Origin of the sequence: Rothia sp. HMSC067H10, assembly GCF_001810635.1 — a bacterium.
Classification (GTDB): Bacteria; Actinomycetota; Actinomycetes; order Actinomycetales; family Micrococcaceae; genus Rothia; species Rothia dentocariosa.
In genome coordinates this window covers 251,798-276,614 of sequence record NZ_KV802279.1, presented here as the reverse complement: position 1 = coordinate 276,614, position 24,817 = coordinate 251,798, and the positions used below count along the sequence as shown (strand labels likewise).

The 24,817-nt window shown below is 60.5% G+C and carries 27 protein-coding genes; 23 read left to right on the top strand and 4 right to left on the bottom strand.

Going from position 1 to position 24,817, the window contains the following annotated elements; all coding sequences use genetic code 11:
• The first annotated feature begins 243 nt into the window (after positions 1-243).
• From HMPREF2756_RS01975 to HMPREF2756_RS01895, 17 genes are all read left to right on the top strand, one after another.
• Positions 244-1,218 carry an AfsA-related hotdog domain-containing protein gene (locus HMPREF2756_RS01975; protein WP_070617676.1) on the top strand — a complete coding sequence of 325 codons (975 nt, stop codon included), beginning with the start codon at positions 244-246 and terminating at the stop codon, positions 1,216-1,218.
• Positions 1,219-1,233: 15 nt separating this feature from the next.
• Positions 1,234-1,887 carry an HAD family hydrolase gene (locus tag HMPREF2756_RS01970; protein WP_238382407.1) on the top strand — a complete coding sequence of 218 codons (654 nt, stop codon included), beginning with the start codon at positions 1,234-1,236 and terminating at the stop codon, positions 1,885-1,887.
• A 39-nt stretch (positions 1,888-1,926) separates the two neighbouring features.
• Complete coding sequence (locus HMPREF2756_RS01965; protein ID WP_070617670.1) at positions 1,927-2,427, top strand: ester cyclase; 501 nt, start codon at positions 1,927-1,929, stop codon at positions 2,425-2,427.
• Between the two features lie 124 nt (positions 2,428-2,551).
• Positions 2,552-3,316, top strand: a complete 765-nt coding sequence (locus tag HMPREF2756_RS01960) for an SDR family oxidoreductase (RefSeq protein ID WP_070617667.1) — start codon at positions 2,552-2,554, stop codon at positions 3,314-3,316.
• A 114-nt stretch (positions 3,317-3,430) separates the two neighbouring features.
• Positions 3,431-3,688: an acyl carrier protein gene (locus HMPREF2756_RS01955; protein ID WP_048754942.1), complete on the top strand. Its 258-nt coding sequence runs from the start codon at positions 3,431-3,433 to the stop codon at positions 3,686-3,688.
• On the top strand, positions 3,685-4,926 hold the full coding sequence (locus HMPREF2756_RS01950; RefSeq protein ID WP_070617664.1) for a beta-ketoacyl-[acyl-carrier-protein] synthase family protein: 1,242 nt from the start codon (positions 3,685-3,687) through the stop codon (positions 4,924-4,926). The genes HMPREF2756_RS01955 and HMPREF2756_RS01950 overlap by 4 nt, the downstream gene beginning before the upstream one ends.
• Positions 4,923-6,104, top strand: coding sequence for an AfsA-related hotdog domain-containing protein (locus tag HMPREF2756_RS01945; RefSeq protein WP_070617661.1), 1,182 nt, complete (start codon positions 4,923-4,925; stop codon positions 6,102-6,104). The genes HMPREF2756_RS01950 and HMPREF2756_RS01945 overlap by 4 nt, the downstream gene beginning before the upstream one ends.
• 18 nt (positions 6,105-6,122) lie before the next feature.
• Positions 6,123-7,076 carry a 3-oxoacyl-ACP synthase III family protein gene (locus HMPREF2756_RS01940; RefSeq protein WP_070617658.1) on the top strand — a complete coding sequence of 318 codons (954 nt, stop codon included), beginning with the start codon at positions 6,123-6,125 and terminating at the stop codon, positions 7,074-7,076.
• Positions 7,077-7,186: 110 nt separating this feature from the next.
• Positions 7,187-8,236 (top strand): thiamine pyrophosphate-dependent enzyme, encoded by a 1,050-nt coding sequence (locus HMPREF2756_RS01935; RefSeq protein WP_070617655.1) that lies wholly within the window; start codon positions 7,187-7,189, stop codon positions 8,234-8,236.
• Positions 8,233-9,312, top strand: coding sequence for an alpha-ketoacid dehydrogenase subunit beta (locus HMPREF2756_RS01930; RefSeq protein ID WP_083295604.1), 1,080 nt, complete (start codon positions 8,233-8,235; stop codon positions 9,310-9,312). Before HMPREF2756_RS01935 ends, HMPREF2756_RS01930 begins: the two co-directional genes overlap by 4 nt.
• Before the next feature lie 12 nt (positions 9,313-9,324).
• The gene (locus tag HMPREF2756_RS01925; RefSeq protein ID WP_070617651.1) at positions 9,325-9,978 is read left to right on the top strand and encodes a biotin/lipoyl-containing protein; all 654 of its coding nucleotides are present in this window, start codon (positions 9,325-9,327) and stop codon (positions 9,976-9,978) included.
• The gene (locus HMPREF2756_RS01920; RefSeq protein ID WP_070617648.1) at positions 9,975-10,424 is read left to right on the top strand and encodes a MaoC/PaaZ C-terminal domain-containing protein; all 450 of its coding nucleotides are present in this window, start codon (positions 9,975-9,977) and stop codon (positions 10,422-10,424) included. The genes HMPREF2756_RS01925 and HMPREF2756_RS01920 overlap by 4 nt, the downstream gene beginning before the upstream one ends.
• Entirely contained in the window at positions 10,417-11,226 is an 810-nt protein-coding gene (locus tag HMPREF2756_RS01915; protein WP_070617643.1) for an enoyl-CoA hydratase/isomerase family protein, read from the top strand. Before HMPREF2756_RS01920 ends, HMPREF2756_RS01915 begins: the two co-directional genes overlap by 8 nt.
• A 45-nt stretch (positions 11,227-11,271) precedes the next feature.
• Positions 11,272-12,237: a 4'-phosphopantetheinyl transferase family protein gene (locus HMPREF2756_RS01910; RefSeq protein ID WP_141747802.1), complete on the top strand. Its 966-nt coding sequence runs from the start codon at positions 11,272-11,274 to the stop codon at positions 12,235-12,237.
• Positions 12,238-12,367: 130 nt separating this feature from the next.
• Complete coding sequence (locus HMPREF2756_RS01905; RefSeq protein ID WP_048779851.1) at positions 12,368-13,231, top strand: MetQ/NlpA family ABC transporter substrate-binding protein; 864 nt, start codon at positions 12,368-12,370, stop codon at positions 13,229-13,231.
• 189 nt (positions 13,232-13,420) lie between these two features.
• A complete protein-coding gene (locus tag HMPREF2756_RS01900) occupies positions 13,421-14,545 on the top strand; it encodes a methionine ABC transporter ATP-binding protein (RefSeq protein WP_048779850.1) in 1,125 nt (374 codons plus the stop codon).
• A complete protein-coding gene (locus tag HMPREF2756_RS01895) occupies positions 14,545-15,252 on the top strand; it encodes a methionine ABC transporter permease (protein WP_013397874.1) in 708 nt (235 codons plus the stop codon). The genes HMPREF2756_RS01900 and HMPREF2756_RS01895 overlap by 1 nt, the downstream gene beginning before the upstream one ends.
• 352 nt (positions 15,253-15,604) lie before the next feature.
• On the opposite strand, the gene HMPREF2756_RS01890 is transcribed toward HMPREF2756_RS01895, so the two are convergent.
• Both HMPREF2756_RS01890 and HMPREF2756_RS01885 read right to left on the bottom strand, forming a co-directional pair.
• Positions 15,605-16,444 carry a DUF1109 domain-containing protein gene (locus tag HMPREF2756_RS01890; RefSeq protein ID WP_070617639.1) on the bottom strand — a complete coding sequence of 280 codons (840 nt, stop codon included), beginning with the start codon at positions 16,442-16,444 and terminating at the stop codon, positions 15,605-15,607.
• A gap of 1 nt (position 16,445) precedes the next feature.
• Entirely contained in the window at positions 16,446-17,204 is a 759-nt protein-coding gene (locus HMPREF2756_RS01885) for an HAD family hydrolase (RefSeq protein ID WP_070617635.1), read from the bottom strand.
• A 167-nt stretch (positions 17,205-17,371) separates the two neighbouring features.
• Between HMPREF2756_RS01885 and HMPREF2756_RS01880 the strand changes: the two genes are divergently transcribed.
• Together HMPREF2756_RS01880 and HMPREF2756_RS01875 are read left to right on the top strand one after the other, a co-directional pair.
• Entirely contained in the window at positions 17,372-17,677 is a 306-nt protein-coding gene (locus tag HMPREF2756_RS01880) for a type II toxin-antitoxin system Phd/YefM family antitoxin (protein ID WP_070617632.1), read from the top strand.
• 3 nt (positions 17,678-17,680) lie between these two features.
• Positions 17,681-18,100 (top strand): type II toxin-antitoxin system VapC family toxin, encoded by a 420-nt coding sequence (locus HMPREF2756_RS01875; protein ID WP_070617630.1) that lies wholly within the window; start codon positions 17,681-17,683, stop codon positions 18,098-18,100.
• Positions 18,101-18,210: 110 nt separating this feature from the next.
• Here the strand turns inward: HMPREF2756_RS01875 and HMPREF2756_RS01870 are convergent, their stop codons facing one another.
• A complete protein-coding gene (locus HMPREF2756_RS01870) occupies positions 18,211-19,638 on the bottom strand; it encodes an FtsX-like permease family protein (protein ID WP_070617626.1) in 1,428 nt (475 codons plus the stop codon).
• Positions 19,639-19,640: 2 nt separating this feature from the next.
• Positions 19,641-20,687, bottom strand: a complete 1,047-nt coding sequence (locus HMPREF2756_RS01865; protein ID WP_246825797.1) for an ABC transporter ATP-binding protein — start codon at positions 20,685-20,687, stop codon at positions 19,641-19,643.
• A 112-nt stretch (positions 20,688-20,799) separates the two neighbouring features.
• On the opposite strand from HMPREF2756_RS01865, the gene HMPREF2756_RS01860 reads away from it, so the two are divergent.
• The 4 genes from HMPREF2756_RS01860 to HMPREF2756_RS01845 all read left to right on the top strand — a co-directional run bounded on the left by HMPREF2756_RS01860 (position 20,800) and on the right by HMPREF2756_RS01845 (position 24,696).
• On the top strand, positions 20,800-22,116 hold the full coding sequence (locus HMPREF2756_RS01860) for a histidine phosphatase family protein (protein ID WP_083301646.1): 1,317 nt from the start codon (positions 20,800-20,802) through the stop codon (positions 22,114-22,116).
• A complete protein-coding gene (locus HMPREF2756_RS01855) occupies positions 22,106-22,564 on the top strand; it encodes a VanZ family protein (RefSeq protein WP_246825796.1) in 459 nt (152 codons plus the stop codon). Before HMPREF2756_RS01860 ends, HMPREF2756_RS01855 begins: the two co-directional genes overlap by 11 nt.
• 393 nt (positions 22,565-22,957) lie before the next feature.
• Entirely contained in the window at positions 22,958-23,749 is a 792-nt protein-coding gene (locus tag HMPREF2756_RS01850) for a DeoR/GlpR family DNA-binding transcription regulator (protein WP_048779902.1), read from the top strand.
• Positions 23,746-24,696: a 1-phosphofructokinase family hexose kinase gene (locus tag HMPREF2756_RS01845; protein WP_070617617.1), complete on the top strand. Its 951-nt coding sequence runs from the start codon at positions 23,746-23,748 to the stop codon at positions 24,694-24,696. The genes HMPREF2756_RS01850 and HMPREF2756_RS01845 overlap by 4 nt, the downstream gene beginning before the upstream one ends.
• The last annotated feature ends 121 nt before the right edge of the window (positions 24,697-24,817 follow it).

Here is a 24,817-nt window from a genome sequence, read left to right as displayed (position 1 = left end):
CGCAGCCCGCATCCATCGTGAATCCGCAGGAATATCAAGGGATTATCACACCTTCGCACCACAGTGACCGTACTTATATCTTTTTGATATTGAGAATCTTCACCATATTACCCGTATCCAGCGGCAGGGCATAACAACACCGATAACGCACACCCAAGGAGCTTACTCACCCGCACGCGGTAAGCCCCACGGGACCCCATAACCACGTGCAACATACACCAACCACAGCCAAAGGAGGGGGCAATGACCCTCATATACGAGTCGGCACCAGAGCTCGACGAAACTATCACGATAGACCCGGATATAGAAGATCTGCACTATGACCGTACCGTCGATCGCCATAAGGTACACCGTGCGGCGGTTTCCGAAGTTTTCCTCACGGATATTCGCCGGCAGAGCGCGCAGCATGTGCTCGTGGCGGCGCAGCTGCCCTCATCGCACAGCTTCTTCCACGACAGCATCTACAACGATGCCGAAGGAACCCCCGATGCGCTCCTGCTGCTCGAAATTGCGCGGCAGGCGACAATTGCCAGCGCCCACGAAGTTGGTGTAGACGCCGGAAACACCCTGATTTCCAACGAGTTTGGGCTCACGATTTATCCGCATGAAATCGCCGCGCTAAACCCCGAAGACACCAACCTGCTGATTCGCAACTACTTCGACTGGACCTCCATTCGGCGCGGTGCCCCGCGTTCCGGTCGGTGCTACCAGCAGCTCATCATGGGCAACCGGGTGATCGCCGAGCACTTCAGCGGCGGGCGCATTCTCACCAAAAACCAATTGCAGGCGCTGCGCAGCGAATACCGCGGCACCCCGCCGCCCACGACCGCGAACCTGCACGAGCTGACCTTCACAGACGTGCAGGATCCCATCGCCCCCGAGCGTGTGGGCAGGCGCAACCCCCTCAACGTGGTGATCTCGCAGCTGAACACCACCGAAACCCCGACTGCGCAGGTGACCCCGAACGTGGCGAATAAGGCACTTTTCGACCACGCCTACGACCACATCACCATGCAAATTTTGACCGAGGCGGCACGGCAGCTCTACCTGGCAACCCGCCCGGATAGCGAGCACGCCCCCGAAATTTCCTCAATACGCGGGAACTTCCTGGCATTCGCAGAACTCGATTCACCCGTGCAGATCCGTGCAATCGCGCCCGGGGAATTCGTGGTTGAACAAGATAACCGGCAGATCGCGGATTTCGCGCTCAAAAGCTAGATGACAAGGACCTTTATGTCGCCCGAATACAACACCACGAAATATGTGTGGACGGACTTCGGCGGAGTACTCACCCCGCCGGTCAGCCACACGATGCGCGTCTTCTGCCAGAAATACGGGCTCACCGAGTCCCAGCTGCGCGCGGGATTTGAGGCGGTCGCCCGCAACCACAACCTCACCGACCCGTTGGAACTCGTCGATACGCCCCTGATGAGCGAAAAAGAGTGGCTGAGTGAAATTTCCGAACAGGTAGGCGGGGCGTTCCAGCTCGACACCCTCGCCGACGACTGGTTCCGCGACCGCGAGCCCAACGCATCCTGGGTGGCGTACCTGCACGAGATCAAGGCGCACGGCGTGAAGGTAGGGCTGATCTCAAATATGGTGCCCACCTGGGATAACCACTGGCGCGCCATGCTCAACGAACCCGACCTTTTCGACGATATTGTGCTCTCCTTCGAGGTCGGATACCGCAAACCGCAGCGCGGTATCTACGAGTACGCCGCAGAACTTGCCGGAGTGAACCCGGCGCAGTGCATCCTCATTGACGACCTTGCGCGTAACTGCGAAGGCGCCCGTGCAGCCGGGTGGGATGCCATCGAATTCACCACAACCGAAGAGTGCGTGAAACAGCTGCACCCCCTGCTCTCACCGGCAGAGGAAACAGTTTAAACCCCGTGACCGGCAGGTCACCCAACGAAAGGAAAACCCATGGGTAAGTGGGGAAATATTATCGAAGACATGATGGCGCAGATGCCCGAAAACCTGCGCACCGTTGCCCTCGGCGTGGCTGAGATTTTCACGAACATGGATATCGAAACCGCCCGCAAGTACATTCACCCCGACTTCGTCGATCATGAGGCGAGCGAAGGCGTTGGCGGCGGCCCCGAAGGGTACCTGGCAACCGCGAAATACATGAACCAGGCGTTCTCCGATGCATCGTGGAAGCCTCAGAAGATCGTGGCAAGCGCGGACGGTCAGCACTACACCATGGTGATCAAGTTCAGCGGCGTTCATACCGGCGAGTTCATGGGTATTCCCGCCACCGGTAAGCCCTTCGAGATTCACCACCTGCACCTATTCCGTGTTGAAGACGGCAAGGCAATCGAGCACTGGGGCGGGCGCGATGAGCTCGGCCTGCTGCGCCAGATCGGTGTTCTCAACTCCGAGTACCCCACCCCCGCAGACGCCGGGCAGGCCGCCTTCGCCTAAAACACGGGCGAAACACGCATTCACGCATCCCACGTAACGCTATTGAGCACCGCGCGGCGAAGTACCACGGCATATGATACGCCGTGAACCCGCCGCAGCATAAGAACCAAACCTAAGGAGTCAGATGACACACCAGAAGCGCCCAGGATGCGCCCTCGTCACCGGAGCGTCGGGAGATATTGGCGCACAAATCGCGCTCAGACTGGCACAGGACGGATGGAATATAGCCGTCGGCTACGCCACCGGAATCGAGCGCGCCGAAGAGGTTGCCTGGCGCATCCGCGAGTGCGGCGTGTCAGCGATGCCCATCAAAATTGACGTCACCAGCACCACCTCAGTTGATGACGCCTTTGATGCACTCGAAGACTCGTTAGGGCAGGTCACCGTGCTAGTCAATAACGCCGGAATTCGTTCCGACGGGCTGGTTGCGGGGCTCAGCGACGACGAATGGGATGCGGCGATTTCGACAAACTTAAGCTCGGTTTTTCGTACCTCTCGGCGGGCGTTGGGGCCGATGATTCGCGCACGTTTTGGGCGAATCATCAATATTTCCTCGATTCTCGCCGGGAGGACAATCGCTGGAACCGGCAGCTATTCCGCCGCGAAAAGCGGAATTTTGGGAATAACCCGCGCGATGGCTATCGAGGTGGCGCGACGCGGGGTGACCGTGAACGCGGTATGCCCCGGACTCGTTGAAACCTCCATGACCGAAGAGGTTGAAACCTTCACCCAGTCGGTGCAGCGCGCCGTGCCGATGGCTCGCCCCGCGCAGGCACGCGATATTGCCGAGTGCGTGGCGTTCCTCGCCAGCGACCGCGCCGACTACATTACCGGGCAGAGCATTGCGGTAGATGGCGGGCTGAGCGCTCAGGCGTTTTCGCTGAACTAGGTTCGCGCTCGCCCCAAGTAAGCCCGCCGTTTGCCGGATGAGTTCACGGGTACCCGCCGTGAACACAAGATAACCAACCACAGAAAACACCAGATAATCCATGAGGAGAGAACCATGACTGAGACCCCCGTTAACACCGCATCCCTGGAAGAGTTCGTGACCCAGCAGGTGATCGACATGGGCGTGCCCGCCAGCACCGTCAAGCTCGACGCCAAAATCGATTCGATGGGACTCGACTCCCTGGATGTTGTTGAGCTCACCCAGGCGGTCAAGAAGCAGCTGATGATTCCCGTCAAGCCCAAGGATTTTGAAAACGCCGCCACCCTGCAGGATGCCGTAGATGTTATTCGTGAAAAGGCACAGGAGAAGTGAGTACGAGAGTAGTCATCACGGGAATCGGTGCCGTCACCCCGCTGGGTGTTGGCGCCGAGACGCTGCATGAGCGTGCCGTGGCGGGCCTGAGCGGGCTGAACGACGAAAACGAGAACGGGCTGGGCGGCAAGGTTGGGCGATGCCTCGACTTTGACGTGAAGAACCCGCTCAGTCGCCGCGAGATGCGCCGCATGGACCGGTACACCCAGCTTGCCGTGGCGGCGGCTGATGAGGCTATCACGCAGGCGGGCTGGGGCGGCGGACTGCCGTGCGATGCGCGGCGCATCACCTGCTATATCGGTACCGCTATCGGCGGGCTGGACACCCTCGAAACGCAGCATTTAGTGATGCATACCGAGGGCGCCGAAGAAGTCTCGCCGCTGACCGTACCCATGATGATGGCGAACGCCGCGCCCGCACATATTTCCATGCGCCACGGGCTGCACGGCGAAACAACCGCAATCGTCACGGCGTGCTCCTCGGGGGCGCAGGCGATTATCGCCGGTGTGCGCAGTATTCTGCTGGGCGAGGCGGATGCAGCCGTCGTAGGCGGCGCAGAGGCGGGAACCACCCGGTTCACCCGCGCTATCTTCAACGCCGCCGGGGCGATCTCGCCCGACGGGAACTCGACCCCCTTCGATGAGGAGCGCAACGGCTTCAACCTGGGGGAGGGGGCAGGTATTCTCGTGCTCGAATCAGCTGAGAACGCCCGCGCCCGGGGCGCCGAGGTACTGGGCGAAATCGCAGGGTACGGGCTCTCCTCGGACGCTCACCACATTACGGCGCCGAACCCGGACGGCAAGTATGCGGCCTATGCCCTCAACCGTGCGCTTGAAACCGCGGGGGCAACCCCCGAGCAGGTGTCGTATGTGAACGCCCACGGTACCGGAACCGAGCTGAACGATACGACCGAAGTGAACGTGCTGCGGCAGGTGTTCGGCACGGCTCTTGAGGACATCCCGGTTTCCTCCACGAAATCGGCGATTGGGCACCTCTTCGGGGCTGCGGGCGCCGTCGAGACCATCGCCACGCTTCAGGCGCTTCGGCACGGGCAGGCACCGCCCACTCTGGGGCTGAAAAACCTGGATAAGCGGCTGGGGCGGGTGCGCATCAGCGGCGAACCACAGGATTTAGCACCCGGCACGTTCAGCGCGGCCGACGGCACGCCCAAAAGGCTGGGACTCTCAAACTCCCTGGGCTTCGGCGGGCACAACGTGACCCTGGCGATACGCGCATGAGTACCCGGCAGCATCCCGAGGACGCGCCGCCGACGGCGGGATGTGCATCCGCAGACCCGCGATACGCGGCGTATCTCGGATGCACCTACCACCCTGCCCCCGGCACGGCACCCGATGCGAACCTCACGCAAGCGGAAAAACCCTCCGCCGAAGACCCGGCGAATGGCGGGGAATACCGCGTGTTCCTGCGGTACGATACGCGCATCGCCTCCGATATGAGGGAGCCGGTCACGCTGAGCGTGACCGATGTGGAATACCTGCAAGACCTGCACCGCCAGGGGATCGAGGCGCTCGGGCGCGAGGCGCTCGGCGTGAAATCCGCCGACCATTTCGTGCTTCGCGGCGCCGGGCTGAGGTTCACCCCGCATATTCTAGGCGGCGACGTTCGCGGCCCCGACACAACCGGCGCAGACGAGTCGATCGAGCTGAGCCTGCACGTTCCCGTGAGCACCATCCGCCGCAGGCGCGGGCAGCCGTGCTATGCGATCAGCGGGGCGATCACCCTCTGGGCGGGCGATTCCTGCCTGGCTAAAAGCGACGGCGCGGCGCTCTTCCTCACCGCCGATACCTTCGAGGAACTGCGCGGTGAACTCGGGAACACCGCAGAAATCCAGGATGCGGCTTCCGCCGGTGGCGCATCCGCCGAACCCCCGAAGGCCGTGCGCGTGTGGGGAACGCCGTACGGGCACGTGCAGGCTGCCCCCGCGAGTCTGTGCGGAGTGAGCGACGCATCCCAGGTTTTGATCGGAGACGTGCGCCATAACGATACGGCTCACGGTACCGAAACCGCCCAGGAACAGGCGGAAGAGCCGCGGGAGAAAACCTCGGAACTGTCCCCTCAGAACCCGCAGGGAACCCCCGCACTAGCCCAATGCCGCATCGTGCCCACAGCACCGCCACGGCATTTCGACCGCCCGCTGGATCACTATCCGGGGCTCATGATGGCAAGCGCAGCCCGGCAGTTCGCGGTGGCGGCGCTCGCGCATCGTACCGGGGAAGACCCCGCGAACCTGCGCGTGGCGGAAGAAACCCACGAATTTTTCGAGTTCGTGGAGCTCACCGAGATTCCAACCCTCAACCTGCTGCGGTGCGAGAAACACCGCGACACCTATCAGACAGAGATCACCGTGAATCAGGGCGGTGCCGTTAAGGCACGCAGCCGATTCACCTTTATCTAGAAATTCAAGAAAGGCACCATGAGTGTGACAATTTCGGGCGTTGGCGCCGCCGTGCCCAATGACCCCATTCCAAACAGCGAATTCGCCGCGCTCGGCGTGGACGACGAATGGATTGCCAGTCGCACCGGAGTGCGCCAGCGCCACCACCTGCGCCAGGAGCAGACTCTCGCCGAGCTGGCGCTTGAAGCGAGCGAGAAGGCACTTGCGGATGCCGGTATAAGCGCCGAAGAAATCGACTTTGTGCTTGCCGCAACCACAACCGCTGACCAGGTTTCGCCGGGGCTCGCGCCCGTCGTCGCCGCAGGTTTAGGCGCCCCGCAGGTGGGCGCGGTCGATCTGAACGCCGCATGTTCCGGGTTCCTGTACGCCCTCGACTACGCCGCCTCAAAAATCGAGCAGGGCAGTATCGACCGGGCGCTCGTCATTGGTGCCGATGCGATGTCACGCCTGACTAACCCCGAGGATGCGGGCACGGCGGTACTCTTCGCCGACGGTGCCGGTGCCGCTATCGTACAGGCGGCCCCCGAGGTGAGCGAGGACGAATACCCCTATATGTGTTCGTTCGGTTCCGACGGCAGCCAGGCGCAGGCACTGTATATTTCTGACTCCACGCAGCAGGTGGTGATGGACGGCGCCGAGGTCTATATGGCGGCGGTGGATGCGATGTCCGAGGAAATCACCTACGTACTCGACTCATGCGGTATTGACCCGGAGAGGATCGACCAGCTGGTCTGCCACCAGGCCAACGGAAGGATTATGGCGGCGGTCGCACGGCGGCTGCGCTGGGATTCCTCCAAAGTGCTCTCATATATCGACCGGTACGGGAACACCTCTGCCGCCTCCATCCCGATTACCGTAGCCGTCGGGCAGCAGGAGGGGCACGTGAAACCGGGAGACTTGCTGGCGCTGACCGCCTTCGGGGCGGGATTCACCTGGGGCGCGAGCGTGATCGGATTCAAAACCACCGCCTGAGCGCAGCCCGGTTGCGCGCAGCTAGAATCCGCCACCGTATTTCACTCTTATGCCACCCACACCCCGCATAAAAAGAGCTTTTATGAGGGGACTGACAGATAGGCGTTAACATGCCCAACAGCACACTACAATCCCCGCCGCAGCAGGTGCAGAACGGCGTGAGCGATGACCTGCTCATCACCGCCCACGCCGCCATAATCGCGGGCAGGCACTTTAATCAGCAGGCGAGCAACCTCGCCAAACAGGGATATATGGGGGCGTACCCCTCATCCCTGGGGCAGGAGGCGTGCCAGGTTGCCGCCGCCCTCGCCTTGGAGCCCGCCGACTGGCTTTTCCCCACCTACCGCGATTCGGTCGCCGTCATGAGCCGGGGTATCGACCTTGCCGAAGTCCTCTCGCCCTTCCACGGATCCTCACACTGCGGGTATGCCCCCACGAAAACGCATACCGCCCCGGAGGCAACCCCGCTCGCCACGCATACCGCCCACGCGGTCGGGCTGGCAATGGCGGCAAAATTCGCCGGTGACTCCACGGTAGCTCTCGCGATGTGCGGCGATGGCTCCACAAGCGAAGGCGACTTTCATGAGGCGCTTAACCTCGCCGCCGTCTTCGAGGTACCCGTCGTCTTCCTCGTGCAGAATAACGGGTACGCTATCTCAACCCCCGTATCCCGGCAGATGCGCGCGGCAAGTATCGCCGCGAAGGGAGAAGGGTACGGCATGCCCGCCTACCGGGTTGACGGCAATGATTTTGAGCAGGTGTACCCCCGCCTGCACGAAGCCGTCGAGCGCGCCCGCGCCGGTGGCGGCCCCACCCTGATTGAGGCGATGACCTACCGCATGGGGCCGCATACGACCTCCGACAACCCCGATCGGTACCGCAGCCGCGAAGAAGTCGAGCAGTGGCGCGGGCGTGACCCGCTCACCCGCATTCAGCATCAGATGTACCAGCGCCTGCCGAACGCGAAGACCCATATCGAAAACGCAATCCTGGCCGCAGAAAAGATCGCCTCCGAGGCCCGCACCAGCATGATGCAGTTGCAGATGCCCGATCCACAGGACCTTTTCGCCCACGTGTATGCGAACCCGCCGGCAACCCTGAGCGCCGTCGCCGAAGAGTACGCACAACAGCACGCCGCGCAGAATGGAGAAAACGCATGAGCCAGCAGGCAGCAGATACTCAGGTACGCGACGCGAAGACCGCATCTGACACCGCACCTCAGGCGCCGGAATCGACCCAATCCCGCTCGGATGCGGTGCAGCGAACCTCAATGGTGGGCGCCCTCAACCTGGCCTTGGGTCACGAAATGCAGCATAACGACCGCGTGGTGATGTTCGGCGTGGACGTAGGCACCCTCGGCGGTGTTTTCCGTGTGACCGACGGGCTGACCGAACGGTTTGGCGAGGAACGCTGCTTCGACACCCCCATCTCTGAGGCGGGAATTATGGGGGCCGCGATCGGCATGGCAATGTACGGGTTCCGCCCCGTGATCGAGATGCAGTTTGACGCTTTCGGCTACCCCGCCTTTGAACAGATGGTGAGCAACCTGGCGAAAATGCGCAACCGCACGCGCGGCGACCTTTCCATGCCCGTGGTGGTGCGCATGCCCTACGGCGGCGGGGTGGGTGCCGTGGAGCATCACAGCGACAGCTCGGAGGGGTACGCTGCGCATACTCCCGGGCTGCACGTGTACACCCCCTCCAACCCTTCGGATGCCTACCATATGCTGCGCCAAGCGATTCGCAGCGACGACCCGGTGATTTTCTACGAACCCAAGCGTCTGTACTGGGAAGAGGGCGACCTTGATACCTCGGCGAACCCTCTGCCGATTGGGCAGGCACGAATTTGTCGCCCCGGCGAGGACGTAACCCTCATCAGCTACGGGCCGACGGTACCGATGGCGCTTGCCGCCGCCGAAACCGCCGCCGAATACGGGTACAGCGTTGAGGTGATCGATTTGCGCACCCTCACCCCGTTCGACGAACACACCGTATGCGAAAGCGTGATGCGCACCGGCCGCGCCGTCATGGTGCACGAGGCCCCGCAGACCGGCGGATTCGGTGCCGAGGTGGTGGCGCGCATTACCTCACGCTGTTTCGACTACTTAGAACGCCCCGTAGAGCGTGTGACCGGCCTGGACGTGCCCTATCCGCCACCCGGGCTGGAACACCTGTATTTGCCAAACGAAGAGAAGATTCTGGGCGCTATCGCAACCCTCTACGCCGAGAACGACTAGGAGAAACACGCCATGACTGATACACCGCACGCTTCATCCGCCCCAAGCCCCGAACCCTTACCTCCCGAGGGTTCCGACGCTTCCGGCTACCCCTTCACCTTTTACCTACCGGATTTGGGGGAGGGGCTTCGCTCGGGCGAGATTATCGAGTGGCTCATCAGCGAAGGGCAGCAGGTTGAGCTGGATCAGGTGCTCGTGGTGGTCGAAACCGCTAAATCCACGGTCGAAATCCCCTCGCCGGTCGCGGGCGTCGTGGTGCGTCTGCTCGAACCGGTCGGTCAGGTTGTCGACGTGGATGCGCCCCTCATCGAGCTGCGCACCCCCACCCCGCAGACCCAGGCGCCCACGGCTGGTGCAGAAGCCCCCGCGAAGGATTCAGCCGATAAGCTCCCCGCCAAACCCGGCGCGGGAGAGAGCAAACACCTGGTGGGCAGGGGCAAAATGCCCATCAAACCCGGCGGAACCGGTACCGCGCTGCCGCCAAAATCCGCCAAAACTCAAGGCGGCAAGGCCCGTTCGGGTGCCAAAGTTTCACCCGCCGTGCGCAGACTCGCCCGCTCCCTCGGAGTCGATCTGAAAACCGTCACCGGAACCGGCGCAGGCGGCGCTATCACCCCCGAAGACGTACAAACCGCCGCCGATCACGCCGCCGGAGACGCATCATGACCGCAGAACGCACCGCCGACCTGAGCGCGCGCATCGGCGAACCCCTGGGCGAAACCCCCTGGATGCGCATCAGCCAGCAAAACATCAACCGCTTCGGCGATCTCACCGGCGACACCCAGTGGATTCACACAGACCCGTACCGCGCGGCGCACACCCCCTTCGGCGGCACCATCGTACACGGGGCGTATCTGCTGAGCCTCGCCATCACCTTCGCCGGGCAGCTGCTCCCCGCAGAGGGTACCTCCATGCTCGTGAACGCCGGGGTGAGTGCCGCCAGGTTCCGCAGCGCCGTGCCGGTGGACTCGCAGGTATGCGGCAGCGCATCAATCGTGAGCGCCGAAGATTTTGGGGATGCCACTCTCGCCGAAATTCGTGTTGCCGTGCATATTAAAGGCCAGAGCAAACCCGCCACAACAGCCACAGTTCGGATGGTACTTCATGACTAACAACACCGCAGATAACCCCGCCGTACTCCTCGAACGCCGCGGCAGCATCGCGTATGTGACCCTGAATCAGCCCGAAAACCGCAACACCCTCAGCCGCCACCTGGCGACCGAGCTGCGCGAGGTGCTCAACCGGCTGCACGAGGACGGCACGCTCAAAGCCGCCGTGCTCACCGGGGCCGGGCAGGACTTTAGCCTAGGCGGCAGCTACGACGACTTCGCCGAAGGCATGTCGCGCGAAAAAGAAGAATCCTTAGCGTACAGCCGCGACCTCGCGCGCCTGCTCGAAGACATTATTCTTGGGATTGTTGCCGCGCCTATCCCCTTTATCGCCGCCATTAACGGGCAGGCGGCGGGGGCGGGCATGTCCTTGGCGCTCGCATGCGATCTGCGTGTTGCCGAACCACGCACCAAACTCAATATTGCCTACGGCATGATCGGGGCATCCACGGACGGCGGGATGAGCTGGTTCTTACCGCGCTACGCCGGGTTCAGCGCCGCCACCGAGCTGTTATACACCCAGCCTGTTCTGCGTGCCGCGCGTGCGCAGGAGCTTTCGCTGGTGCATCGGGTGTCAGAGCCGGGTGAGCTGAACGCATGCGCCGAACAGCTCGCGGAGCAGATTGCCGGTTCGGCCTCTCATACGGTGCGCGCCGCTAAGTCTATGCTGGCCGCGCGGTATGTTGTGGAACTTGAGGAACATATGCACGCCGAGCACGAATTCTTCGCCCGCGGCGTGCTTACCGAGGATTTCCGCAATGCGGTGCACGCCATGCAGAGGGGCGAAATTCCGTCCTTTGATTAGACACAATACCTCAGCGGATGCGGCGGTAATGGTACGGTGAACCGCGTGAATGCAGCGTTTGACGATATGAAGGGCGCCGACAACACGGGCGGCACCGAAAATTCGCGGGGGCTTGAGCATATGAGCACCATCGAGAACACGGGCGAATCGCTGATGCGAAGCCTGCTTCCGCCGGATATATGCGTGGCAGAGACCACCGGCGATTTCGGGCACCTTCGTGATGCTGAACGGGAGTATTTCGCCAGTGCCGTGCCCAAACGCGTGCGCGAGGCGACTACGGCGCGTTCCTGCGCCCGACTGGCGCTCAAGCGACTGTACCTGCGGGAGCCTGAGCTCACCGAACCGCCGACTGAGCCCGTGTTCGTGCCGCGCGCCGATGGTTCGCCCGCCTGGCCTGCCGGGGTTGTGGGGAGCATGACCCACTGCGCCGGGTATCGTGCGGCGGCGGTTGGCTTGGCACACCGCCATGCGGGCATCGGGATTGATGTTGAACCTGCGGTGTCGCTCTCTGCCGCCGTGCAAGAGCTTATTGTGCGCAACGAAGAAAAGCGGTTTGCCTTTGGGGTCTACTCGAAGGTGCTGTTTTCTGCAAAAGAGGCGGCGCTCAAAACCTGGTACCCCCTGGGCTTTCGCGGGTTTGACGTGAGCGATATTTCCATAGCATGCGACGTCGAATCTGGGGCGGGGCGCAGGGGAGAGGATGCGCGCGGCACCTTCACGGCGCGCATCCCGACTATGCCGGATGCTCCGGTTCTGCCCGGCGGCTGGGTTATCGAGGGCGGGATCGTGGCGACTGCCGCATCCCTGTCGGTATCAGACTTTACCCGCGAGCAGGTAGGATATGGCCGAACAGGTCGGAAAATTCTACCTGCTCGGGGTAAAAACTACCTGCTCGCGGAGCCGGAAGGGGAGCCTGAGAACCCGCCCGAGTCCTGGCTCACACCCTGCATGTTCCGAAATGTTAAGAAATATGACGAGGTTGACGGAGTGTGTCACAGTGGGGTCAAATAACTACCACCCACAGCCGGGGGCATGCTCTAATGGGTAAACACCCCCGGAAACCCGGGAACCACCCGCACAGGAGTTAAACCGTGCACGTGGTGGCGCATCGTAAACCCAAACAACAGAAAGTTTCATAGCCGTGAAGAAATTTGTTGCTGCACTGGCAGTTGTACCTCTCGTCTTCAGCCTCGCCGCCTGCGGTTCCTCCTCGAACAACGGTAGCGGTAACAAGAAGGTCACCATCGGCGTGGTCGGCACCGAGAAAGCTAATGACGTGCTCAAGGAAGAAGCCGCCAAGCAGGGTATCGACATCGAATACCAGGAATTTACCGACTACAACCAGCCCAACCCCTCCGTGGAATCGGGCGATACCGACCTGAACCGCTTCCAGCACATCGCATACCTGGCGAGCTACAACGTGAACTCGGGTAAAGACCTGCAGATCGTCGGTTCAACCAATATTTACCCCATGGCTCTCTTCTCACAGAAGCACAAGAAGGTAGACGAAATTCCCCAGGACGGTACCATTGCCGTCCCGAACGACCCCGTGAACGAGGCACGCGCTATTCTGCTGCTGAAGGCTCAGAACCTGGTAACCCTCAAGTCTGACGTGCACAGCCCCACCCACGACGATATTGACACCGAGAAGTCCAAGGTCAAGGTTACCCCCGTGGACGCATCGCAGACCGTGGTCTCCCTGGACTCCGTGGACGCCTCCGTCATCAATAACACCTTCTTGGCGGATGCGGGACTGAATCCCTCGGACGCCCTCGCGCAGGATGACCCCAACAACCCCGACGCCCGCCGCTACGTGAACCTGTTCGTGGCACAGAAGGATAAGGTAGACGACGAAACCTACAAGAAGGTCGTCGAAATCTTCCACACCCAGCCCGTGCAGGATGCCGTGAAGGAAGACTCCAAGAACACTGCGGTTGAGGTGAACCTCTCCCAGGACGAACTGAAGCAGGCGCTGCAGAAAGAAGAATCGGCGCTTCGCAAGTAAAACACACACGTGCATGAGTGCACACGGTAAATGCGGTAACCCGGAATTTCCCTGAAAACCAGGCGAAAACCGGCTTACCGCCTTTGCCGTCCCTGGGGTGAATACATGCGGATGCGCGCCGCCGAGCACAAGCGCATCCGGCGTATTCCGCCTCAGCCCTAAAACACACGAGAGTAAAGAGAGCGTACAGTGAGCGAACAGGCAGCCCCGTGGGCGAAGAACCCAGAGCCCGGCGCCACCACATCGGAGGGCACTAACACCCTCATCAGCCCCGGCGCAGCGGACACCGGCGCCGAGCCCATGGTCACGATCGATAACGTCTCCAAAATTTTCGGCAAGGGCAAGAAAGAAGTTGCCGCCGTCAAAAACGTTTCCCTCACCGTCAAGAAGGGCGAGATCTTCGCGATTATTGGCTACTCGGGCGCAGGTAAATCTACCCTGGTGCGCCTGATCAACGGGCTGGAGAGCACCACCAGCGGTACCCTGACCGTGGATGGCTTCGAGATTTCCGGTAAACGTGACCTTGAGCTGCAAAAAGTCCGTACCAATATCGGCATGATCTTCCAGCAGTTCAACCTCATGAACTCGCGTACCGTAGCCCAAAACGTGGAGTTCCCGCTCAAGGTCGCCGGGTGGAGCAAAGGAGAACGCACCAAACGCGTGCAGGAGATGCTCGAATTCGTGGGCTTGGCAGACCGCGCAAAATACTATCCGAGCCAGCTTTCCGGCGGGCAGAAACAGCGTGTAGGCATCGCCCGTGCGCTCGCTACGAAGCCTTCCCTGCTGTTGGCGGATGAGGCAACCAGCGCCCTTGACCCGGAAACCACGCATGAGGTGCTTGAGCTGCTCAAAGAGGTCAATCGTGAGCTTGGGATTACGGTCATCGTGATTACCCACGAAATGGATGTTGTTTCCTCGATCGCCGATCGTGTGGCGGTCATGGAAGAAGGCCGCGTGGTCGAAACCGGAAGCGTTTACGAGGTTTTCTCGAATCCGCAGACCGAGGTTGCGCAACGATTCGTGGCGACCACCGTCAAGCAGAGCCCCACCGGCGATGCGGCTGCCGCGCTGCGCAAGAACCACAAGGGCTACCTGGTGAACGTCGAGATCGTGGAAGGCAACCAGGAACTCGGCAAAATCCTGGCGTACCTGGGCTCGCGGAACGTGCGCTTCAATATTGTGCACGGCGGCATTGAGACCTTGCAGGGGAAAGCCTACGGAACCCTCACCCTCGAACTTCTTGGCGATGTGACGAGTATTGATGCCGCGGTTGCCGAGCTGAAGACCGTAACCCGCGTACAGGAGGTGCGCTAATGTCTGCACTTGTGACTACTCTGCCGTTAGCGGCATCAACCCGGTCGGTGAATTGGGATACCTTCATTCCCGATAAGCTGGTTCCCGCCATCTTCGATACCCTGTATATGGTCTCTGTAACGATGGTGATTGCCGGTCTTCTCGGTCTGATCATGGGTGCCTTGCTGTACACCACGCGCACCGGAAATATCTTCCAGAACCGGTTTGCTTACACGGTGCTGAACGTTCTGGTGAATATCGTTCGGCCTATCCCGTTCATTATTCTAATCGCGGCTTTAGGACCGCTCACCAGCGCGGTAGTACAGACCCGTCTAGGCATAAACGCGGCGATCTTCGCAATGACCTTCGGCGCATCCTTCGCTATTGCGCGCATTGTGGAGCAGAACATGGTCTCGATCGACCCTGGCGTGATTGAGGCTGCCCGCGCGATGGGCGCCTCCAAGCTGCGGATTCTCTTCACCGTGATGATCCCCGAATCGCTCGGACCGCTGATCCTGGGCTACACCTTCATCGTGATCGGCGTGGTCGATATGTCGGCCATGGCCGGGTATGTGGGCGGTGGCGGCCTGGGTAAGGTCGCTATCGTGGACGGCTACCAGAGGTTCCAGGACCAGATCACCTGGGCCGTGGTTGCGGTCATTATCGTGTTGGTGCAGCTCGTGCAGCTCATCGGCAATATGCTGGCGAAGAAGGCTCTGCGCCGCTAAGTCTCGCCGAATTAGGCACACTCAAGGGGTTTCCCATGAAGCAATCGTGTTTCGTGGGAAACCCCTTGAGTTATGTTTGGGCTTGTGAATGTATAGTGCAGCCCGAGCCTGGTTCCTATTTGTGTTTCTCGCGTGTGCCGGGTGAGCGGGTTTTTCTCGAAAATGCCACAGAGGTAACGGGGAACTGTCGGCCCATGGAATGTTGTTGGCGCAGCCCGCATCATCCCATGCGAGTTGCGAGTTTTGCGTCGTGAGCGTCAGCGAACGCGCAATGTTTGAGCTGGAGCATGCTCACTGGCTGAGGCGGGAAACCACCCGCCCGTGCCCATCACAACATCCGTAACCGCATCCGCTACGACGAGGAATCGTCTTTATGACGCGGGTTGAGCATCCCCGGACGGTACCGCGGAATCTGCGGTGTATCGCCGGATGTGCCCTTCTGCTTGGCGTAGTCGGTGGGGCGCAGCACCCGTTCGTCGTCGTCCTGCTGCGTGTATTCGCCGAGCGCCATCATGCCGTATATGAGCGCCGCGAAAATCAGCAGGGTCGTGCCGATCTCGCCCCACATGACGATGTGATTGCGCCTAAGCGTATCGTCCACATGCGCGTAAATAATCGGCACCACCGAGAAACACCCCAGAATGGATGCGGTTCCCGCCGCCGCAAGCACATGCGGCAGTATCCACCAGCGGCTTCGTTCGCCGCGTTTGAGCGCGCTCTCCCCGGGCAGGCGCAGCCAGGCGAAGAGGCGACGGCGCACCGCAACCCAGCCGAAGATGCCTGCTCCGAAGGCGAGAGCACCGGGGAGTGAAAGGTACAGGGCACCTGAGAGCATGCCCGAGAGCGTGAGGGTTACCCCGACCGCCACGGCAATCAGGCTGAGGGCGTTCACCAGGCGGCGGCGCGCCCGCACCTTCAGGTGGTCGATGAGTTCGGGAGGAACCGCATCCGGGTCAGGTTTTTCTTCCCAGAACGGGCGGTAGTATTCGAGCTCTTCGGCACTCATATTCTCAAAGCGCAAACCGTAGCGCCCCTGCCCACTCTGATACTGCCCGCGCGAGGTTTGTTCATGCTGATTCGGGCGAGCCTGCTCAGCCCGGTTTCGCTCCGAGTTCTGCCCCGACGAGTTCTCGGGACGGTCGCCAAAATTCTGCTCGTTGCGGGCATCTTTACCCGGGTTCTGAGGTGTCATTTTAGCTCTCCATCATCAGGGTTGTGGATGCTTTCACCGCCGAATCCTCCAGGCGTGCGACCCAGTCGCGCGCCGTGCGCCAAAGCTGCGGGTCGGTAAACGCGTCGAAGTGCCCAAACCCGCGCGGTGCCCCCGCAAAATCACCGTGGGGCACGTAAATAAGAACCTTAGTTCCGGCGTCTCGTGCCGCCTGCGCGCCCGCCGATGAGTCTTCGATCGTGAGCGCATCCGACCCGGCGAACCCTAGGCGACGTGCCGCCTCCCGGTAGATATCGGGTGCGGGTTTGCCGTGGGGAACGTCGTCGCAGCTGACCCAGGTGCGCACGAGCGGGGCGTACCCGTAGGTGTGCATTTTGGTGTCGAGAATGCCTGCCGTGGAGTTGGATGCGACGGCCACGGGCATATGCTCGTCCAGGTAGCTGAGGAATTCTTGGGCACCGGGTACGAGGTCCACACCCGCGTTGATAATATCTGCTTCGATGCGCGCAAGTTCAGTGAGCGTATTGTGCTGATGCTGGGCGTATTCCTGGGTGTTGTTAGGGTCGCCGGTGTATGAGAGACGGGCGAGCGTTTCGGCAACCTGATGCGCGGAAAGCCCGGTTAACTGCTCTTCGAGGTCGTCGCTGAAGGGGATGTTCCAGCGGTTGAAGAGTTCGCGCTGCACGCGGTTCCAAGCGGTCTCGGAATCGAGAAGAACCCCGTCGCAGTCGAAGATTGCGCAGCGGGGGAACCAGGATGCGGGCACGGTGTGTTCAAACATGTCTCCATCTTCTCACACCCGCCCTCCTATTACTCCTATTCCGCGAGCAGGTGGTTTTTGGTCCGAGCAGGTAGGAAAATCCTACCTTTTCGGCAAAATCCTACCTGCTCGCGGTATTCTGAAATATAGTAACATTACTACAATTGGACTTTGGGGGAGAGAAAACTATGACGACTACAGTATCAGCACGCGAATTTAATCAGAATGCCAGTGCCGTTCTGCGCCTTGCCGCGGAAGAACCCGTCTTTATTACCAAACGCGGCACACCGACCAACGTTATTTTGAGTATTGAAGACTATCAACGACTGGCCCAACCGCAACCTCGGCGTTCCTTGGCGGATGCGCTTTCCACCATGTCGGCAGAGGCGGGCGAGATTGATTTTGATATTGATCGCGAACCGAGCATCCCAAATCCTCACCGCGAGGTAGACTTCGCAGAAGACGGCGACTTTTTCGGCAGCGAGGAGAACTAATCCGTGTACCTTGCCGATACAAATGTGATCTCCGAACTGCGTAAATACCGCTCGGGCAGAATGCATCCTTCGGTGCGCCGTTGGGTGGAACACGTAGACGTGAACGACGTGTATATCAGTGTGATTAGCATGATGGAGATTCGCACAGGAATCCTGCGGCGTGCCCGTAAAGATGCGGCCCAGGCTCAGATTCTGCAGCAATGGTTTTCTCATGAGCTTGCGCCGGAGTTTGCGGGGCGCATCCTGCCGGTTTCTTTAGAGGTTGCTCTCACCTGCGCTGAACTCCACGTGCCGCATAAGAAATCAGAGTACGATGCGCTTATCGGCGCCACTGCCAGAGAACACCACCTGATGCTGGTGACTCGTAACGTTGCAGATTTTCAGGGCATGGACCTCGATATTCTCAACCCGTTCGAGTTTTAGTCTTAACGCTTAGTGTATGCCGCGAGCAGGTAGGATTTTGCCGACAAGGTAGGATTTTCCTACCTGCTCGGGACAAAAACTACCTGCTCGCGGACAATGGGAGGGGAACGCTACACCGCCGAGACCGGTTTGCGGCTGACCTGTTCCATAACGGGCCCGGTTGCCGCCAACGCTGCGAATACCAGCCCCAGCCCCATCGCGATCGAGCCGAATACCAGTGCTGCGGTGTACAGCAGCCCCGTCTCGGTGAGCGCCGAACCAAGCATCAGCACGAATAGCGGCAGCGCCACCGCCGCAGACATGCAGCTCACCAGCAGCAGCGGACCAAACACTACGATGCGCCTCGAACGTTTCAAAACCGCTGCTTCGGTACCCATCATCCGCAGAGAAGAATACAATGAACTGCGCTCATAGATAGCGGCGGACTGGTTTAGCAGCGCCGAAAGCGCCACCAGCAGGTAGGAGAGGAACAGCACCAGCACCAGACCCTGCAATATATCCCCAATAAGATAGGACTCCGCCGAGCCTTCTTCCACACCCGGCGCGGAATTGACCATGCCCAGAATCGGCCCCACGAAAGCGGCAATAAACGTGGTCATGGCAACCCCGGAGACCTGCCGCCAGGCGGCGCGCGGCGATTCCAAAATGGAGCGATATGCCAGCAGGGTTGCGGGGGTGCGGGCGGTGCGAACCCGAATGCGGGCGTACAGGCCCACCACGAACCCGCCAATCAGGTCTACGGCGAGCATCGTGAGCAGGATCGGCAGCCCAAACATGATGGTGGTTACTAGTACCAACACGAACCCGTTCGAGCCCATCGAATCAGCGGCGAGATTCATAATGTGGGAGGCAATCGCCCCGATGAAGCCCACCACTAGAAGCGCACAGCCCAGAATGAGGGCGCGTTTACCCAGGGACGGCTTATCCGAACGGGTGCGTACCCCCAGCGGGCTGATGGTCACCTTCGAGAGCCCAAAGAGCGAACTGGTTGCGGCGATGATTAGGCTAACAAACCCGCAGACCAGCACGATGGGCAGGGGCAGCAGCATATTTTCGGGGCCAAGCGGGATGTTCTGGAAGCGCAGCATCCCGAAGGGTAGCACCAGAATCAGGTACGCGATAAACCCGAGCACGAACCCAACCGCAGCGTAGATCACGGAATCGAGCATGGTGTAGAGGGTAAGCCGCCGGGTGGAGGCACCCAGTAACCGCAGGGTTGCCAGGCGGTCGTCGCGGCGGCGTGCGCTGAGCCGTGCCGCGGATGCGCCGAGCGTGAAGAGCGGGGTGAGAAGCAGGAACCCACTAATCCAGGCGAGCATCAGGTATAGCGGCTGCATCGTGTGCGCCGTGTTTTTGGTGCCGGAACCCGCCTCGACCGAGGTGGCTGTGCTGGCGTCCCCGCCCAGCCAGGTGTAGAAGGCGTGAATACCTCCGGCGATCAGCAGAAAGAGCGCTGCGGATGCGGCAAACGCAAGCACCGGAAGGACCGCCTGGGATGTGGGCAGGGTGCGGCGCGCGAGAAGTTTGAAGGTCTGCATTCTTAGGCGCCTTTCCCCAGGAGGCCGCGCATCCAGAAGGGGCGTCGGGCGGGTTTATACGGCGCTGGTGCGTGGTTATGTGAGGCCGCGGCGTGCGCCGTGCCCGGAGCATGGGCGGGGGAGTAGCGAACGTTCGCGGGCGGCTGGGTTTGTACGGAAACCCGGTTGTATGTTTGGGGCGGGTTCACCGTGGGGTTCCCCGGCTGGAAGACGCCCGGCTGCGCGGAAGGAGCGGGTGCCGCATCCTGAGGCGGTACCGGCTGGCTCGGCGGTGCGGGCACCCGATACTGTACCGAATCCCCACTCTGCTGACCGGGCGCGGTGGGATCCTGCCGGTTATCCTGCACAATCTGCCCGTCGTGCAGGTGGATTGTGCGGGAGCATTGCGCCGCAACCTGCGGATCGTGGGTAACGATCACGAGGGTTTTACCCTGCTGCGGAACGAGCGTGAGCAGAAGATCCATGACCTCTTGGGCGGTCACGCTGTCGAGCGCGCCGGTGGGTTCATCCGCAAAGGTAATCGGCGCGCCGGTAATCTGTGAACGCGCAATTGCCACGCGCTGTGCCTGCCCGCCGGAAAGTTCGCCGATGCGTTTCTCGCACATGTCGCCTAGTCCCAGCCGGGCGAGCAGGTTTGCGGATGCGTCGCGTGCCTGCTCGCGCGATACCCCGGAGATCATGGCGGCAAGCGAGACGTTTTCTTCTGCGGTGAGCTCAGGGATGAGAAGCCCCTGCTGAAAGATGAATCCGAAGGAGTTTGCGCGCAGGCTCGTGCGCTGTTTTTCGCTCAGGGCACCGAGTTCAACGCGCCCGCCCGGTATTTCGGGTCCACCGCCGAGCACCTGAATGGTGCCCGAGTCTATACGAATAATGCCGGAGAGCGCGTGCAGAAGCGTGGTTTTTCCGGAACCGGAGGGCCCCATGACGGCCACGGATTCGCCGGGATAAATATCAAGCGAAATATCGCGCAGTACTGTGTGCTGTCCGTAGGATTTGGTAAGGTTGCGCACCGAGATAACGGGTGCGTATGAGGTGTAAGAAGTATTCATAGCATCCATTTTTCCAAGGGAGACGGGGCGTTTTTATCCGTCTGCGGAGTGAAAAAATGCGGCGATAACGCCGGGTTTTGTGCAGGTTGTCATCCCTAAGGATGAGCGGGGCGTGTTCTGGGATACGGCTCTAAATCGTGCGGATGATGCCATACTTAAGACCATGACTGACGCACAGACCCACCATGAACACGCTGAAACGCCCGGTAAGATTTTTCTGCTTCGACACGGGCAGACCGACTGGAATATAAATCACCGGTTTCAGGGTAGAACCGATATTCCGCTGAACGATACGGGGCGTGAACAGATTCGGGGTGCCGTGCCGCAGCTGCGCGAGATGGCTCAGCGCGGCGTACAGATTGACGGTGTGGTTTCGTCCCCGCTTGAGCGCGCGGCGGAGAGCGGGCGGATTGTTGCTCGGGAGCTTGGGGTGCCGTATCTGGGTGCATACGCGGGGCTAGAAGAACGCTCATTCGGTGATTTGGAGGGTGAGGCTGCAACCCCTGAGCTGGTGGCGGCCTCCCGCACGGATGGGCATAAATACGGGGTTGAGGAACGCGAGGCCCTAGTGAGCCGCGCCCTGACCGCCCTGAACCGGGTGCGCCGCGAGCATGAGGGCAAGAACATTGTGGTGGCTACCCACGGCATGCTGATTGCGGTGACGATGACTGTGCTTCTGGAAGGCCGCGAGCATGAGGGCTACGAGACGATTGACGGCATGTTCCCGATTCCTCCGAATGCTTCGCTCACCGAGCTTCCCACCGATTTTCTTGACGATGCGATTGATGCCCACGTGTTGGTTAACCGCCAGCCTAAGCTGCACGCCGAACCTTTCCCTAAGAACCTGGCGGGCGGTTCGCTCACGCTGATTCGCCACGGGCAGACCGAGTGGAATAAGAACCAGCTCATGCAGGGGATCAGCGATATTCCGTTGAATGAGACTGGGCGTCAGCAGGCGCATGAGACCGGGGCGAAGCTGCAGCAGATGGGGCTGAGGTACGACCGGGTGCTTTCTTCCCCGTTGTCGCGTGCCCACGAAACCGCGCAGCGTGTGGGGGAGTTTTTTGGGCTCACGGTGAGCCAAACGTACCCCGAGCTGGTGGAGCGGGCGTATGGTGCTGCGGAGGGTAAGAACATTCCCGACTATGAATCTGATGCCCCCGACCGTTTTTACCCCGGGGTGGAGACGGAGCGTGACCTGTATGTGCGGGCGGTGCGTGCCCTGCGTGAGGTGGTGCGCCAGTACCCGGGGGAGCGGCTGATGGTGGTTTCGCATGGCAGCCTGATTCGCCGTGCTATTTCGGCGGCGCAGGGGTATGAGCATACGCAGGAGGTACCAAACGCGCAACCGCTTGAGGTTGATATTGCGGGGCTGTTCGCCTTTGACGAGAACACGGTGTTTGATGAACGGGGTCGTCTTGTCTGGTAGATCTGGCAGAGCGTTCCGGGCGGCCGGATGGGCGCTTTTTGTGCTGTATTGCGCCGCCGTTGCAACAATCGTGTTCGCCCCGCAGCATGTGGACGATAACGAGGCTGGTTCTCGTCTGGCTTCGCTTCTCGATACCGGTCACGCACAGGGTTGGCTGCCCGGGCTTATCACCTATGCGAGCATCGAGCAGCTCTCGAATGTCATTATGTTTGCCCCCGGTGGGTTTATGCTCATGCTGTTGCTGTTTCGTCGTGCACGCCAGTGGCGCAGGGTAGGGGCGATCACCCTGGGCGCGGTAGCGGTCAGTGCCGGAATCGAACTCATTCAAACGGCGATGCCCGAACGCACCGGCGACCCTATAGACATCCTCATGAACGGGACGGGTGCGTTTATTGGTTCTCTGACCGCCTGGGGTGTGCATGGTCTCTGGATGCGCTGGCGGCAGTAGGAACACGGCGGTACAAAGAGGATGCCCGCGCATCCTGAATGCGCCACGCACTAGAAAACCTTTGTGATTCAAGGCAGATCAAAACTACTCGCACCCGAACGTTTAGAAGCCGCGCATCCGGTGTGGGTTTAGATGTGTTGTGGGGTGAACAGTGTGTGTCTGTTGTGGATTATTTGACCTTAAGTGTGGTTTCGAGGGTAAATTCACAAAAAATCGATGATTTATCCGTGGGTTATCTTGACGCACCCACATAAACCCACATAAAATCAAGGGCAAGACTGTTGTCTTGAGTGGTGATACGCATTCGCCGTTCCGCCATGATATACAGACCTAAGAATTCGCGTGGAACGGTTCGTTCGCTCCACACCCATACCTTGAAAGTGATGTGCGCATATGTTTGCTGAAGAACGTCGTGCCGAAATTGCGAAACTGGTATCTTCTGCACGCCGTGTTAACGGTGCTGATCTCGCTCGACGCTATGACGTCACCATGGAGACTGTGCGACGAGACCTTGCCTCCCTCGAAGAAGCGGGTAAGCTGCGCCGCGTGCATGGCGGCGCCGTTACCGTTGAGCAGTCTACCTCCCTAGAGTCCTCTATTGCCTCACGTCAGGGCATGAATACTCCCGAGAAGCGCCGCATCGCCGCGAAGGCTTATGAGTATCTGCGCGACTCTGATGTGGGTTCGATTGTTCTTGACGCTGGCTCGACCATTGAGATTTTGGCGGACTATATTGGGTCAGAAAACTTTAGCCTCAAGACCGGCAGCGACCGCATCATTATTACCCATGCCCTGCACATTGCAGTCAAACTCGCTGAGGCAGAGGGGGTCACCCTCGAACTTGTGGGCGGTCAGCTGCGCAAGATGACCTGGGCGGCGATTGGTGCTCGTGCCGCCGAATACTTCGCTACGGTACGCCCCGACATTGCGTTTCTTGGCGCCAACGGCATAGATGCCGAATTTGGTGTTTCCACCCCCGGCATGAATGAGGCCATCGTGAAGACCGCGATCTGCAAATCGGCGCGGCGCGTGGTGCTTCTGTGCGATTCTGCGAAGTTTGGGCAGGAATCGCTCGTGCGCTTTGCTGACTTCGAGAATATCGATACCATGATCACCGACCGCGCCCCCGATGGTGCGCTTGCTCAGGCTCTTGAAGCCGCTCATGTGGAGGTGCTCATCGCATGATTCTGACTCTCACCGCTAACCCTAGTTTGGACCGCACGATCGAACTGGGGGCGCCTCTAGCGCATGGCGCCGTTCAGCGTGCGGTAGGCGCGGTTCAAGACCCCGGCGGTAAAGGGGTCAATATTTCGCGTGCCTTACATACTTCTCAGGTGCCTACTGTTGCAGTGGTTCCGGGAGAGGCTACCGACCCCGTGCTGACCGCCCTTGCGGCGAGCGGCGTGCAGTTTGCGAATCTGCCCACGGGTGAGCCTATCCGCTCGAATATCACCGTGGTTGATCCGGACGGCACGACCACTAAGCTTAACGCCCCCGGCACCGAGTTCACCCCTGAGCTGCGCGACGCCCTGGATGCGCTCGTGATCGCCCAATCAGAAAACGCAGATTGGGTGGTACTCGCCGGTTCGCTGCCTGGCGGACTAGAGGCAACGTATTATGCCGAGCTGTGTGCAAAGCTGCGCGCCAGCGGATATGAAGGCAAGATCGCCGTCGATACCTCCGAGGCGCCGCTGATCGCTACCGTTGCGGGGCAGATAAAGCCTACGCTGATTAAGCCGAATTCTGAGGAGTTGGCACAGCTGACCGGTGCCGAGAATTGGGAAGAGCTGGAGTCGAGCCCCGAGCTGACCGCACGTACCGCACGAACCTTGGTGAATGACGGCATTCCCTATGTGCTGGCAACCCTTGGCGGGTCCGGCGCGGTTCTCGTGACCGCCGAAGGTGCCTGGCATGCACAGCATGAACCCGTGAAGGTGCGCAGCACGGTGGGCGCCGGGGATTCGTCGCTCTCCGGTTTTCTCTATGCTTATGAGCGGGGAGAGTCGCCGCAGCAATGCCTCGTGCAGGCGGTTGCGCATGGCTCGGCGGCAGCATCCTTACCCGGAACACAAATGCCTTCGGCAGCCATGACAACCCCCGAGAAAGTAACCCTAAGGCAGCTTTCCATTTAGCTTATATTCCATATCAGGCATATAGCATATAGCCTGGTCAACCACTAAAAACAACATATTTACGGACACTTGAGTGCGTACTGAAAACGCCCACACAGGCATCATGGCGCACCGCATCATA